The 13,533-nt window shown below is 65.8% G+C and carries 8 protein-coding genes; 3 read left to right on the top strand and 5 right to left on the bottom strand.

Going from position 1 to position 13,533, the window contains the following annotated elements; all coding sequences use genetic code 11:
• Window positions 1–32: 32 nt before the first annotated feature.
• The 4 genes from ACQR2C_RS09635 to ACQR2C_RS09620 all read right to left on the bottom strand — a co-directional run bounded on the left by ACQR2C_RS09635 (window position 33) and on the right by ACQR2C_RS09620 (window position 6,060).
• On the bottom strand, window positions 33–2,255 hold the full coding sequence (locus tag ACQR2C_RS09635; RefSeq protein ID WP_434837826.1) for a tetratricopeptide repeat protein: 2,223 nt from the start codon (window positions 2,253–2,255) through the stop codon (window positions 33–35).
• Window positions 2,256–2,324: 69 nt separating this feature from the next.
• Window positions 2,325–3,737, bottom strand: coding sequence for a mannose-1-phosphate guanylyltransferase/mannose-6-phosphate isomerase (locus ACQR2C_RS09630; RefSeq protein WP_316218705.1), 1,413 nt, complete (start codon window positions 3,735–3,737; stop codon window positions 2,325–2,327).
• Between the two features lie 12 nt (window positions 3,738–3,749).
• Window positions 3,750–4,766: an NAD-dependent epimerase gene (locus ACQR2C_RS09625; protein ID WP_316218704.1), complete on the bottom strand. Its 1,017-nt coding sequence runs from the start codon at window positions 4,764–4,766 to the stop codon at window positions 3,750–3,752.
• Window positions 4,767–4,776: 10 nt separating this feature from the next.
• A complete protein-coding gene (locus tag ACQR2C_RS09620) occupies window positions 4,777–6,060 on the bottom strand; it encodes a nucleotide sugar dehydrogenase (RefSeq protein ID WP_316183398.1) in 1,284 nt (427 codons plus the stop codon).
• Between the two features lie 188 nt (window positions 6,061–6,248).
• Here ACQR2C_RS09620 and ACQR2C_RS09615 point away from each other — a divergent pair, with 188 nt between their 5' ends.
• The gene (locus ACQR2C_RS09615; RefSeq protein ID WP_315805308.1) at window positions 6,249–7,211 is read left to right on the top strand and encodes a lysylphosphatidylglycerol synthase transmembrane domain-containing protein; all 963 of its coding nucleotides are present in this window, start codon (window positions 6,249–6,251) and stop codon (window positions 7,209–7,211) included.
• Between the two features lie 102 nt (window positions 7,212–7,313).
• Here the strand turns inward: ACQR2C_RS09615 and asnB are convergent, their stop codons facing one another.
• The gene (gene asnB, locus ACQR2C_RS09610) at window positions 7,314–9,284 is read right to left on the bottom strand and encodes an asparagine synthase (glutamine-hydrolyzing) (RefSeq protein ID WP_434881000.1); all 1,971 of its coding nucleotides are present in this window, start codon (window positions 9,282–9,284) and stop codon (window positions 7,314–7,316) included.
• Window positions 9,285–9,686: 402 nt separating this feature from the next.
• Here asnB and ACQR2C_RS09605 point away from each other — a divergent pair, with 402 nt between their 5' ends.
• Together ACQR2C_RS09605 and ACQR2C_RS09600 are read left to right on the top strand one after the other, a co-directional pair.
• Complete coding sequence (locus tag ACQR2C_RS09605; RefSeq protein WP_434880999.1) at window positions 9,687–11,729, top strand: acyltransferase family protein; 2,043 nt, start codon at window positions 9,687–9,689, stop codon at window positions 11,727–11,729.
• The gene (locus ACQR2C_RS09600) at window positions 11,726–13,525 is read left to right on the top strand and encodes a TIGR04372 family glycosyltransferase (RefSeq protein WP_434880998.1); all 1,800 of its coding nucleotides are present in this window, start codon (window positions 11,726–11,728) and stop codon (window positions 13,523–13,525) included. Before ACQR2C_RS09605 ends, ACQR2C_RS09600 begins: the two co-directional genes overlap by 4 nt.
• Window positions 13,526–13,533 lie beyond the last annotated feature (8 nt).

Genomic DNA, 13,533 nt, shown 5'->3' with positions numbered 1-13,533 from the left:
GATCGACAGAACAGGCGTACTGCGGACGGCGCTCAGCCGCCGGCGGCACAATAGCGGCGCCAGAACTGGCGATAGCCTTCCTCGACCTTGCGCGTGTAGGTCTCGACATTGCCGGCAGCGGAGTTGGCCACCCGCGCCGGCAGCTCGGCGCGGAGCCGAGCCAGCTCGGCCGGCTGGGCCGCGTGTCGCACGGCGATCGCGATGTAGCCCTCGTCGTCCTCGGCCACCCAGTCGTCGAGCCCGACCGCCTTGACGATCGCGCCGCCGGCCCGCGACGCCGCGCTGCTGCCGAGCTTGGCAACCACGGGCACGCCGGCCTGCAGCGATTCCCAGGTGCTGACGCCGCCATTCTGCGGGAACGGATCGAGCGAGATGTCGATGTTGGCGAACGCTGCGATGTGCTCATGGCGCATCGACGCGCCCAGACACGTAAGGCGGCTCTCGCCGACGCCGTGCGCGGCGAAGCGGGCGATCAGCGTGTCGCGCAGGAATGCATCCTCAAGCGCGCCGTTCTTGATCACGACGCGGGCGTCCGGCAGCGCCCGGAGCAGCGCCGACCACACCGTCAGCACCTCGTCGGAGATCTTGTCGACGCGGTTGAAGACACCGAAGGTGACGTAGCCGTTGCGCAACATCGGCAGCGGTGTCGGCTGCGCGTCCGGCAGAGGATCCGTGGTGATCAGTGCCGGCAGATCGTAGACCTGCTCGGCGAACAGCGGCCGTACTGCCGCCGGCACCGTCACCGGATCGGCGAAGAAGTAGTCCATGGTGGGCAGGCCGGTGCCGGTCGCATTGCCCCACGCGGTGACCTGGATCGGCGCGGGCTTGCGGGCGAACACGGTGAGCCGGTTGCCGGCCGAATGACCGGAGAGGTCGACGAGAATGTCGACCTGATCGGCCTGGATGCGATCGGCGAGTTCATCGTCGGACAACTGAGAGGCCTCGATCCAGCCATCGGCTGCAGCCTTGCACTGCTCGGTGACGGAATCGACCAGCGGCGAGCACGAGTAGCAGATGACCTTGAACGCCGCGTGGTCGTGATGGCGCAGCACCGGAAGGAAGGTCAGCGCGGCCGAATGGCTGCGGAAGTCGGACGACACATAGCCGACCGTGATGCGGCGATCCGGATCGCGGTCGATGGCGGCAAGCTGGCGCTGCGGGATATGCGCACCGATCCGCTCCCACCATTCGCGGCGGACGGCCTGATGCAGGGCGACGTCGGCGCCGGGATAGAAATCGAGCGCGAAGATCTTCTTCATGATCGCATCCTCGAAATCCGGCTTGATCTCGAGGGCGCGATCGAAGTGCTGGATGGCGCCGGCCGTGTCGCCCTGCTTCGCGAGGCACGTGCCGAGCCAGATCAGCGCGACTTCCGACGCCGGATTCTGCTCCAGCACCCGCTTGCAGGCCAGCATCGCTGGCGCGATCCGCTCGGTGAGCACGCAGACATGCGCCTTGCCGAGCAGCGCCGCTTCGAGCCCGGGGTCGATCGCCAGCGCGGCATCGAAATCGGCCTCGGCCTCGGCGAACCGTCCCATCTGCACATAGAGCCGGCCACGCTGCGCGATGACGGCCGCCGTCCCCGGCTTCATGGCAAGCGCGGCGTTGAAGGCGGCCAGCGCCTGCTCGAGGTGCCGCAGGTTGACGCTGACCAACCCCTTGCCGAACGTCGCCTGCATGTGCCGCGGCGCCAGCGCCAGGGCGCGGTCGAAACTCTGCCGGGCCTCCTCGTTGCGCAGGAGGAGCAGTTGCGCCATGCCGCGATTGCAGTAGGCGTCGGCGAAATCGGGCTTCAGCGCGATGGCGCGGTCGTGCACCTCGATCGCCTGCGCGAACAGCTGCATGTTCATCAGGGTGTTGCCGAGGCTGGTCAGCGCCGTGGCGAAACTGGGCTTGAGCGCGACGGCGCGCTCCTGCACCGCGCGCGCCTCCTCGTAGCGCTTCATGCTGAACAGCGCGAGGCCGAGATTGGCAAGGGCTTCGGCATTGCGCGGCTCCACCGCGACGGCGCGGGTCAGGGCCTGCTCGGCGAGGTCGAGCCGGCCGCTGTCGAGCGCGGAGGCGCCGAGAAGGTGAAGCGCGTCGAAATGATCGGGCACGAGGGCCAGCGCCTGACCGCAGATGGCCTGGGCATCGGCATGCCGGCCAGCCCGGTAGGCCTCGACGGCCTTCGGCAGCAGGCCGTCGGCCTGCTTGCGGTTCTTCTTCTGCAGGCGCGCGTTCTGGAACGCACGCGATCCGATCGTGCTTTGCAAGGAAGCTCTCCGGCGGACGACTCCGGGGCTGTCTAGCACGGCTCGCGTGATTCGCGGCGAGACCCCGCCCTACTCGCGGCGGTAATCGTCCTCGATGCGGATGATGTCGTCCTCGCCGAGATAGGACCCGGTCTGGACCTCGATCAGCTCCAAGAGGATCTTGCCCGGGTTCTCCAGCCGGTGCACCGCGCCCATCGGGATGTAGATCGATTCGTTCTCATGCACGGTCTGAACGGTCTCGTTCACCGTGACCCGCGCCGCGCCGCGCACCACGATCCAGTGCTCGGACCGGTGATAGTGCTTCTGCAGCGACAGCCGCTGGCCGGGCTTGACGATGATGCGCTTGACCTGGTGGCGCTCGCCATTGTCGACCGACTGATAGCTGCCCCAGGGCCGGTGCACCTTGATGTGCGCCTCGGTGACCTCCGGCGCGACGGTCTTGAGCTTGGCGACCAGCCGCTTCAAGCCGTTGGCATCGCGCTGGCGCGACACCAGCACGGCATCCTGCGCCGCCACCACGACGAGATCGTCGACGCCTTCGAGTGCGACCAGCGCCTTGTCGGTGACGACGTTGCAATTGCGGGAATCCTCGAACACGGCGGTGCCGCGCGCGGCGTTGCCCTGCCCGTCCTTGTCGGACAATTCCCAGACCGCATGCCAGGAGCCGACGTCGGACCAGCCGCACGACACCGGGGCCACGGCCGCACGCTCGGTCTTCTCCATCACGGCATAGTCGATCGAGATCGGCTTGGCCGCGGCGAAGGCGTCGGAGTCGAGGATGATGAAGCTGAGGTCGCGGCCGGCCTTGGCAACGGAGTTGGTGACCGTCTGCACGCTGTCGGCATCGAACTTGCGGTATTCGTCGAGCAGGACCGACGCGCGGAACATGAAGTTGCCGCTGTTCCAGAGATAGCCCTCGCGAATGTAGCGCTCCGCGGTCGGCTGGTCCGGCTTCTCGACGAATTTCGCGACCGCCCGCACCTCCCCGGATACCGGCGCGCCAGGACTGATGTAGCCGTATTCTGTGGCCGCGCGCTCCGGATTGACGCCGAAGGTGACGATGCGGCCGGCCTCGGCGGCAGCGAGCCCCTGGCGGCACGCCGCGAGAAAAGCGGGGGTGTCACGAACGACGTGATCGGCCGCGAGCGCCAGCACGACAGCATCCTGATGGCGCGACTGGGCGAAGGCGGCTCCGGCGGCGATCGCCGGGCCTGAATCGCGTCGCATCGGCTCCAGCAGGACGTCGGCCTCGATGCCGATCTCGGCCAGTTGCTCCAGCACCATGAAGCGATAGGCCAGGTTGGTGATGATGATCGGCCGCTCGAACAGATCGGCATCGGAGACGCGCAGCAGCGTATCCTGGAAGGTGGAACGGGCGCCGAACAGCGGCAGGAACTGCTTCGGCCTGACCTCGCGCGAGGCCGGCCACAGCCGGGTTCCGGCGCCGCCGCACATGATGAGAGGAATGATGCGTCCGGTCATGAAATCAATCCGTCAAATCCCGTGATACTCGCGGTACCATTTTGCAAAACGCCCAATGCCGTCGGCGATCGAGGTCGCCGGCCGGAAGCCGATGTCGCGCTCGAGGTCGCTGACATCCGCGTAGGTCGCCTCGACGTCGCCGGGCTGCATCGGCAGCATCTCCCTGATGGCTGGCCGCCCGAACTCCTTCTCCAGCAGCGTTATCACGTCCATCAGCTGTTCGGGATGATTGTTGCCGATATTGTAAATCCGCCATGGCGCCCGGCTGCTCGACGGATCGGGCCTGTTTCCGTCCCAATCCGGGTTTCCCTGTGGCGGCCGGCCGAGCAGGCGGACGATGGCCTGCACGATGTCGTCGACATAGGTAAAATCACGCCGCATGCGGCCATGATTGAACAGCTTGACCGGCTGTCCGGCGAGGATGGCCTTGGCGAAGATGAACATGGCCATGTCGGGCCGGCCCCAGGGACCGTAGACCGTGAAGAAGCGCAGACCGGTCGCCGGCAGCCGGTACAGATGGCTGTAGGAATGCGCCATCAGCTCGTTGGCCTTCTTGCTCGCCGCATAGAGGCTGATCGGATGATCAACATTGTCCCTGACCGAGAACGGCAGCTTGGTGTTGGCGCCATAGACCGATGAGGACGAGGCGAACAGCAGATGCTCGCAGCCATGATGGCGGCAGCCTTCGAGGACGTTGATGAAGCCTTCGAGATTGGCGTCGACATAGGCGTGCGGATTTTCCAGCGAGTAGCGCACGCCGGCCTGGGCGGCGAGATGCACCACGGCTGGAAAGCGATGCTGAGCGAACAACGCCTTGATGCCGGCGCGGTCGACCAGATCGAGCTTGTGGAAGGTGAAGCCGGGCTGCCTCTTGAGAATGTCGAGACGCGCTTCCTTCAGCTTCGGATCGTAGTAGGCGTTGACGTTGTCGATGCCGATGACCTGGCGTCCGTCGGCGAGCAACCGCTGCGACAGGTGAAATCCGATGAACCCGGCGGCGCCGGTCACGAGGATGGGATGATCAGCCATGGTCGCTCCGTCAGGGTCGCCACAGTTCGATGGCGGCGGGTTTGCTCGCGCGGTCGAGCTTCATCTTCACGTCGAGCACGAGGCCGCTCTCCTCGCGCAGCAGGCCCTGTACGAGAGGCCAGCCTCCGGCGAGATATCGATCGTGCGACACGGCCAGCACGACCGCGTCGGCCGGACGCAGCGCCTCGATCGCCGTCAGGCCGATGCCGTACTCCTCATGCACGGCCGCAGCATCGGCCAGTGGATCGGCGACCTGCACCTCGACGCCGAACGACTGCAATTCGCTGATGATGTCGATCACGCGCGAATTGCGGATGTCCGGCACGTTCTCCTTGAACGTCATGCCGAGAATGGTGACGAGGCCACCCCGGCCCTTCCGCCGCAGCAAGCCGCGGATGCATTCGCGCGCGATGCGCCGGCCCATCTCGTCGTTGATGCGGCGGCCCGCCAGAATGACCTCGGGATGATAGCCCGCCTTCTCGGCGCGGTAGGTGAGGTAGTAGGGATCGACGCCGATGCAGTGACCGCCGACGAGGCCGGGCGTGAACGGCAGGAAGTTCCACTTGGTGGCGGCGGCGGCGAGCACGTCACCGGTATCGATCTCCAGTGCCTGGAAGATCAGCGACAGCTCGTTCATGAACGCGATGTTGAGGTCGCGCTGGGTGTTCTCGATCACCTTGGCCGCCTCGGCGACCTTGATCGAGGGCGCGCGATGGATGCCAGCGGTGACGACCGAGCCGTAGACGGCGGCGACGATCGCGAGCGTCTGCGGATTCTGTGCCGAGACCACCTTGGTGATGGTCTCGAAGCGATGCGTCTTGTCACCGGGATTGATGCGCTCCGGCGAATAGCCGACGTTGAAATCCGTCCCCGCCTTCAGCCCCGAGCTGCTCTCCAGCAGCGGGACGCAGTCTTCCTCGACGGCGCCCGGGTATACGGTCGACTCGTAGACGACGATGTCGCCGCGCTTCAGAACGGCTCCCACCGTGCGCGTCGCGGCCAGCATGGCGCCGAGATCGGGCCGCCTTGCGTTGTCGATCGGGGTCGGAACGGTGACGATGAAAAAATCGGCAGTCGCGATATCATCCGGCTCGCTGGTGAAGCGCAGGCCCGGCCGGCGCAGATCGGCCGCATCGACCTCGCAGGTCCGGTCCCTTGCGTCCTTCAGCTCCGCGACCCGGACCGCATCGATATCGAACCCGATCGCCGGGCAGCCTGCCCGCGCGAACGCAGCCGCGACCGGCAGGCCGACATAGCCAAGGCCTATCACCGCAATCTTCCGGCCATGAGACATAAATTGATATTCCGGTCGTTTCGGAGGCCATTGACGCCACCCCTGCGACTGTTTAGCCACCGGGGCATCAGGACCGCAAGGGGCGGCTACGGCTCCCCCTGGACCCGGGGTCCAGCCTTGCCAGGACGGGAGTTGCGCGTATCGCACTCGGCTTGGAGCGTTTCAACCAAGAGCGAAGCCAGCCTGGCATGCGTGCGTTTTTGATTCTTCTCCTCCGGATCGTGGTGTCGCTGGCTCTGCTGTATCTCGCTCTGCGCGGGATCAACTTTGCGGCGATCCGTGAGCGGCTCAGCCAGATCAACATCGGCTGGATCGGACTGGCGGTGGCCATCACGCTGGTGCAGATCTTCATCGGTGCCCTGCGGTGGCGCGAGATCTCGGCGCTGTGCGGCGCGCCGCTGACGGACATGCAGGCGTTCCGCTACAACATGATCGGCGCCTTCTTCAATCAGACCCTGCCGTCCTCGATCGGCGGCGACGCCGTGCGTCTGTGGCTGATCGGGCGCACCGGCGCCGGCTGGCGCGCAGCCAGCTACTCGATCCTGACCGACCGCGCCGTCGGCTTCATTGCGCTGGCACTGATCATCGTCGCGAGCCTGCCGTGGAGCTATGGCATGATCGCCGACGAGCACGGGCGGCTGGCCCTGGTGCTGGTCGACGCGGCGGCGCTGGCCGCCGGCGTCGGCTTCCTCACCATCGGCTATCTGCCGGCCAAATGGATGAAGGCGTGGTGGCCGACGCGGCACGTCTATGCCTGCTCGGTGATCGCGAACAAGGTGATCTTCGGCCCAGGCACCGCTGCGAAGATCGCCGTGCTGTCGCTGTCGATCCATGTGCTGGCGGTCGTCATCGCCTGGTGCGCCGTGCGCTCCATCGCGGCGCCCGCCGCGTTCGAACAACTGTTCCTTCTGACCCCGCCGATCATGCTGATCACGATGCTGCCGATCTCGATCGCAGGCTGGGGCGTGCGCGAGGCGACGATGATGGTCGCGTTCGGCTATGCCGGCCTGGCGCCTGCCGACGGCACCGTCGTCTCGATCCTGTTCGGCGCGGTCTACTTCATCGTCGGCGGCATGGGTGGGCTGGTGTGGATCCTCAGCGCCGAAAAGGGCGCCGGCCGCCTCGCGGTTCCCGCTACGGTCGAAGACTGACCTGGATCATGATGCGATTCCACGGAATCGCATCATGATCTCATCTCTTTGTTTGAGCATGATCTTTTCGGAAAACCGGTTTCCACTTTTCCGGATCATGCTCTAAGCGGCGCGGACCCATTCGTCGTGCCAGGCCTGCGCCATCAGCACGTTCCACAGCCAATAGGAATGATTATGGCGGCGGCTGACGTGCTCGTCGAACATGCGCGTCACCCGCACCGGATCAAACAGACCCTGCCGCCTCAGCCGCTCCGGCGACAGCAGATCCGATGCCCAGGATTTCAACGGCCCGCGCAGCCACGCGTCGAGCGGAATGCTGAACCCCGTCTTCGGCCGATCGATCATCTCAGCCGGCACGTGGCGATACAGCACCTGCCGAACCAGCCATTTGCCGCGGCCGTCCCGCACCTTCATGCCGGCGGGCACCCTGGCCGAGAACTCGACGACGTCCTTGTCGAGGAACGGAACGCGCGTCTCCAGCGCCACGGCCATCGCCGCGCGATCGACCTTCTGCAGGATGTCGTCGCTGAGATAGCTGAGGGAGTCGGCGAGCGTCATGCGGTCCAGCGGATCGACCGCAGCGGATAGCTGGCGCATCTCCGTTCCGGCCCATGCCACTCGCTCCTCGCCAGAGACGACCGTCGCGATGGGATCCTGATCGATCGAGCACAATGTTCGATACAGTCCATCGAAGCCGTCAGCAGCGATGATCCTGCCGAGCTTGGCAACCTGGTCACCGGCATGCCGCAGCTTCAGCCGGCCCGGCAACACCGGCTGCAGCGCGTTGAGAATGGTGTCGGCCGGCTCGGGCGCAACCGCGCTGAGAACGGCCCCGAGCATGCGCCGGAGCGGCATCGGCAAACGCGCGAGCCGCGCCTGGAGTGCGGTCCCCCAAACATGCCGGTTATAGCCGCCAAACATCTCGTCGCCTGCATCGCCTGACAGCGCCACTGTGACGTGACGGCGCGCGAGCCGGGCCACCAGATGTGTCGGAATCTGCGAGGAGTCGGCGAACGGCTCATCGTACATGCGCGGCAGCGCGGGGATGACATCCATCGCGGTCCGCGCGTCGACATAGAGTTCGGTATGGTCGGTGCCGAGATGCTGCGCCACCTTGCGGGCGTCCTCGGCCTCGTTGTAGCCGCCTTCGGCGAAGCCGATGCTGAACGTGCGCACGGGCAAACTCGCCTGCGCCTGCATCAAGGCGACGATGGTCGAGGAATCGACGCCGCCCGAGAGGAACGCGCCGAGCGGCACGTCGGAAAGGCACTGGCGCTTCACCGCGGTCGCGAGGAGCAGCTCCAGCCGATCGATCGCCTCCCGTTCGCTGCCGATGCGGTCGCCTTGGGCCGCCGTCACCCGATCGCGCAGGGACCAGTAGGGCCGCGGCTCCGGCCACATCCCCGGCACAGCGTCGGCGGGTATGGTCACGAACGATGCGGGCGGCAGCTTGCGAACGCCACGCCAGATCGTGGCCGGCGCCGGGATGTAGGAGTAGCGCATGAACGCCGTCAGCGCCGCGCGATCCAGCGACGGCGACCAGGACGGATGCGCGGCCAATGCCTTCAGCTCCGAGCCGAACACCAGATCGGCGCCGCTCCAGCCATAGAACAGCGGCTTCTCGCCAAAACGATCGCGCGCCAGCACCAGGCGGCGCGTCTCTGCGTCCCAGAGCGCGAACGCGAACATGCCGATGAGGCGTTGCAGCGCCTGTTCGAGGCCCCACTGCCTGACCGCGGCGAGCAGCGTCTCGGTGTCGGAATGCCCGCGCCAGTTCGGGGCGGCACCACAGGCTTCCAACTCGACCCTTATGGCCAGATGATTGTAGATCTCGCCGTTGAAGGTGATGGTGTAGCGCCCGCAGGCGCTGTGCATCGGCTGCGCGCCGGCCTCGGAAAGGTCGAGGATCGCCAGGCGGCGCTGACCGAAGCTGACGCCATGCCGCGCGTCCGTCCACGTGCCCGATGCGTCCGGTCCACGGTGCACGAGAGCCGTCGTCATCCGCTCGACCGTGCCGCTCAGCCTGCCGTCATCGGCGCCACCGGGACTGAAAAGACCGGCAATGCCGCACATGACTCGATCTTCCCGGATTCCTGGGGGTGCGAAGCTGACCAAGACCAGCCTCTGGCGCATCGATCGACCGATGGGCCTCCGCACAGGAGGTTTTGCACGGCGGTTGTGAAAACACAATATGGCGAACAGAGCCAACTATCGCGCCCCGCAAAAATGCATTATGGGGTGAGGCAGAAATTCATACGGACCGCCCAGGTTTCGTGATCTTTGCGTGCTCCGATTCCGAAGTTCGCTTCTGTCTGCATGCACCGCGGCTCGCGAACCTCGGCATCGAAGTGCCCTTCACGGCTTCGTTGTCGTCCTGCCTCGAAGACGAAGTTCCGGTGATGGCGAGCAGGCATACCGATCCGATCTTCGTCTTCGGCGCGCCAATAGAGCCCGTTCTTGCGTGAAAGCCCGGCGATGAGACCGATCGATCAGACCACGAAGCGCACCGACGTCAGCATCGATACGAGCTACCGACCGGACATCGACGGGCTGCGCTGCATCGCTGTGATGCTGGTCCTCGTCTATCACCTGTTTCCGAAAGCGGTGCGCGGCGGGTTCGTCGGAGTCGACATCTTCTTCGTGATCTCCGGCTACCTGATCACCTCGATCCTATATTCCAGCCTGCAGCTCGGAACCTACAGCATCCTGACCTTCTATCAGCGGCGCATCCGGCGGATTTTCCCGGCGCTCGTCCTGGTGCTGGCGGTCACCTTCGCGGTCGGATGCGTGGTGCTCTCGCCCGAGGAGCTCGTGTCGCTGGGCCAGACGACCTTCGGCGGCGCGACGTTCTCGGCCAATCTAGTACTGTTGAAGCAGATCGGATATTTCGACATCGCCGCCGAGAACAAGCCGCTGCTGCATCTCTGGTCGCTGGGCGTCGAGGAGCAGTTCTACATCGGCTGGCCGCTGATCCTCGCCGCGGCCTACCGGTCCAGGCTCAATCTGACGACGTTCGTCAGCATCATCTTCGCAGCGTCGTTCGTCCTCAACATCGCGATCGTCTACAAGCATCCGGACTGGGCATTCTATTTTCCCCTGTCGCGCGCCTGGGAGCTCGCGGCCGGCGCCGCGATCGTGTTTGTTGGCCAGTTGCTGCAGAAGCCATCGTTGATCGCGGCCCATGATCGCATCGATCGCGCGCTCGCCGCGATCGTCTGGGACCCTGCCCGCCGGAGCACCCTGCCGAAGATCGCCAGCGACATTCGAGCGACGTTCGGTGTCGTCCTCATCCTGGCCGCGGCATTCAGCCTCACGAGCCGCATGCCCTTCCCGGGATACGCCGCGCTGCTGCCGGTGATCGGCGCCGTGCTGCTGATCTCGGCTCCCGGCTCGATGTTCAACCGCCGGGTGCTTGGCAGCCGTCCCTTCGTGTTCATCGGCCTGATCAGCTATCCGCTCTATCTCTGGCACTACCCCCTGATCGCCTATGCGCGGCTGACCAGCGATGACGTCCTCCACCCGCCGGTTCTGCTCGCGATCGGCGCCGCGAGCATCGTGCTGGCGTGGCTGACCTATCGTTTCGTGGAATTCCCCATCCGGTTCCAGCCGTTCGGCCGCAGGCGCATCATCGCGCTCGCCGCATCCATGGCGCTGCTGGGAATTGCCGGGGGCGTGGCCGTGTGGGGCAACGGCTTCGAAGGCCGTCTGCCGGAGAAGGTCCGGGCCTATGTTGCAGCGAATCGCGGCGAGGAGACGTCCGTGCACTGGCGGCGCGGAAGCTGCCTGCTGCTCCCGGAGCAGGACGCCAGCCAGTTCGGGGCGGAGTGCACAGCCGACCGTCGCCGGCCCCTGGTGCTGCTGTGGGGCGACTCCTATGCCGCCGCGCTCTATCCCGGCATGAAGGCGTTGCAGCGCGAGTATGAGTTCGGCCTCGCGGAGCTCACGGCAAGCGCCTGCCCGCCCGCTCTCGGTTTCGTCCAGCCCTTGCGCCCCTTCTGCACCGGCGCCAACGAGGAGGTGGTCCGAAAGATCGCCGACATCCAGCCGGACATCGTTCTCCTGCACTCCACCTGGATGGTGGATCTGGCCGGCGTCGAGCCGATGCTGGAGCGGACGGTGAGCAGGCTCCGGGATGCGGGCGTGAAGCGCATCGTCATCGTCGGCCTCGTTCCGTCCTGGCGCGGCCGGAGCCTCCCGCAGAACCTCGTGGACTACTACCTCAAGGATCCGACCCATCCGCTGTTGCCCGAACGCACGACCTTCCGCTTGTTCCCGAGCCAGGACCAGAACGAAAAGCTGAAGGCCATTGCGGCGCGGCTGAAGGTCGAGTTCATCTCTCCCCTCGACATCATGTGCGACCGGTCCGGCTGCCTGACGCGCGTGGGCGATGCTCCCGGCGACCTCACCGCCTTCGACACCGGTCATCTCACCGTCCCGGGATCGACCTATCTGGCCCGGGCGATGAAGCCCCAAATCTTCAAGGACGGCATCCGCGACCTGGAAAAATCCGCTCAATGACTTCGGTTCTGTTTCCTGGGGCGTCTCGTGGCGCCACCTACAAGCTCCGTATCGCGCAGTTCGTCTTCGGAAAATGCCCCTCCGTCGTCAGCACGCTCGTTTTCCTGCTCTGGCGATCGACGACGGGAAACAAGGGTCTCGATCAGTTCTTCACGCTGCCGTCGTCACGCTATCGGACGTTCTGCAATCTGCTGACCCGCGTCCCCGGCCTGTCCGAGACCGCGCGCTTCATGCTCGACAGCGCCATGATCGACGGTGCCGTCTGCGACATCGTCGAATATGGCCCCGCCCGTGCGCTTGGCTCAGGGACGTCCTACCGCGAGGCGACCGGCCGCATCCTTCGCCACTTCGAGTTCCACGGCAGGCTTGCCCAGGAGCACTACAGGGCGGCGGTCCCCGACGATTCGATCTACGAGAGCGATCGCGCCCTCTCAGACGCAATCGAACGGCTGGACGAGCTGGATTCTCACGAGCGCAGCCGGGTCGGCGGGTGGCTGTTCTTCGCCCTCAGAAAGCTGCTGCTGCTCGTCTATCATGACGGTCGCGGCGAGCAGGTCCCGCAACTGGGCGCGCGCTCGATGCAGCTCCAGGCCCGGCTGAGCCGCGATCTGCCCCGCCCCTCGAAAGAGCTCGCGGGAATTCTCGAAGCGCGTCAGATCGCGTTCGAGGACCTCAAGCTGATCTCGCCGGACTGGTCGGCGCTGATCGGACATATGGGCCATCTCGACGTCCATCTGAGGATGCGGGACATGGGCTGGTGGAGCGGTTCGCCCCTGCTGGCCACGGAGGCGAGCAAGATCGCCAACCGCTGTTACTTCGAGCTGCTGCAAGAACGCTGTCCGACGCTCGTTCTCGAGGACGGGATGAGCACGGCCGTGTGGGCCGAGCTCTGCGCGCTGACCAAGTATTTTGGTGTGTCGCATCAGCTCTGGGGCTCGAAGGAGCGTCCCGTCGGCTACTGGAACGATTGGGGCGCCGTCGCACTCAAGGAATGGTCGGACCGCGGTCTCGGCTTCCCCATGCGGGATGCCTATGATCGCAAGTTCCAGCATTCGGACGAGGCCGCCTCCGCCATGCAGGCGTTCCGGCGGACCTTCGGCATGGCCGATGGCGAGTGGTACGTCTGCCTGCACATGCGCGATGCGGCGACACGGGGTGAACGCAGCGGAAGCGGGGAGACCGTGCGCAACGCCGGCCTGTCCAACTATTTCGAGGCGATCAACGACATCACGGCTCAGGGCGGCTGGGTGGTGCGGATGGGCGGACCGAACGTCCCCCCGCTCCCAAAGATGGCCCGCGTGATCGACTATGCGCGCTCCGATGCGCGATCGCCGCTGATGGATCTGCATCTGGTCCGCAACGCGCGCCTGTTCATCGGCACGACGTCCGGCTTCGCCTATGTCGCCACCAGCTTCGACGTGCCGTCAGCGCTGGTCAATTGCATCAGTTCGATCGGCCTGCTGTGGACCGAACGGACCCGGTTTGCCCTCAAGCCGATCCGGACGGCCGACGGACGGCTGCTGAGCCAGCGCGATCAGACCTCCGACCGCTGGCGCTGGGCGTTTCCCACCCACGAATCGCTGGCGAGGGCCGGACTTGCGCTCAGCGACAACAGCCCCGACGAAATCCTTCAGACCGTGAGGGAGGTCCAGGAGATCGCCTGCGGACAGGAGCGGCAATCCCCGCTCATCGATCGCTGGCGCGCCTCCCTGACCAATCCGGGATTCTACGGTGCGTCCCTGCCGAGCAGCCACTTCCTCGACAAGCACGGCCGCGACTTGCTGGATCCGGCCTGATGCGGTTC

Origin of the sequence: Bradyrhizobium sp. HKCCYLRH3061, assembly GCF_051168015.1 — a bacterium.
Classification (GTDB): domain Bacteria; phylum Pseudomonadota; class Alphaproteobacteria; order Rhizobiales; family Xanthobacteraceae; genus Bradyrhizobium.
Note: the sequence above shows the minus strand (reverse complement) of the source record. Positions and strands in the feature narration are given on the sequence as shown.

Excerpts from the sequence above, each read along its gene's own strand:
- ACQR2C_RS09630 (WP_316218705.1), bottom strand. The coding sequence starts at position 3,737 with ATGACCGGACGCATCATTCCTCTCATCATGTGCGGCGGCGCCGGAACC.
- ACQR2C_RS09625 (WP_316218704.1), bottom strand. The coding sequence starts at position 4,766 with ATGGCTGATCATCCCATCCTCGTGACCGGCGCCGCCGGGTTCATCGGA.
- ACQR2C_RS09620 (WP_316183398.1), bottom strand. The coding sequence starts at position 6,060 with ATGTCTCATGGCCGGAAGATTGCGGTGATAGGCCTTGGCTATGTCGGC.
- ACQR2C_RS09615 (WP_315805308.1), top strand. The coding sequence starts at position 6,249 with ATGCGTGCGTTTTTGATTCTTCTCCTCCGGATCGTGGTGTCGCTGGCT.
- asnB (WP_434881000.1), bottom strand. The coding sequence starts at position 9,284 with ATGTGCGGCATTGCCGGTCTTTTCAGTCCCGGTGGCGCCGATGACGGC.
- ACQR2C_RS09605 (WP_434880999.1), top strand. The coding sequence starts at position 9,687 with ATGAGACCGATCGATCAGACCACGAAGCGCACCGACGTCAGCATCGAT.
- ACQR2C_RS09600 (WP_434880998.1), top strand. The coding sequence starts at position 11,726 with ATGACTTCGGTTCTGTTTCCTGGGGCGTCTCGTGGCGCCACCTACAAG.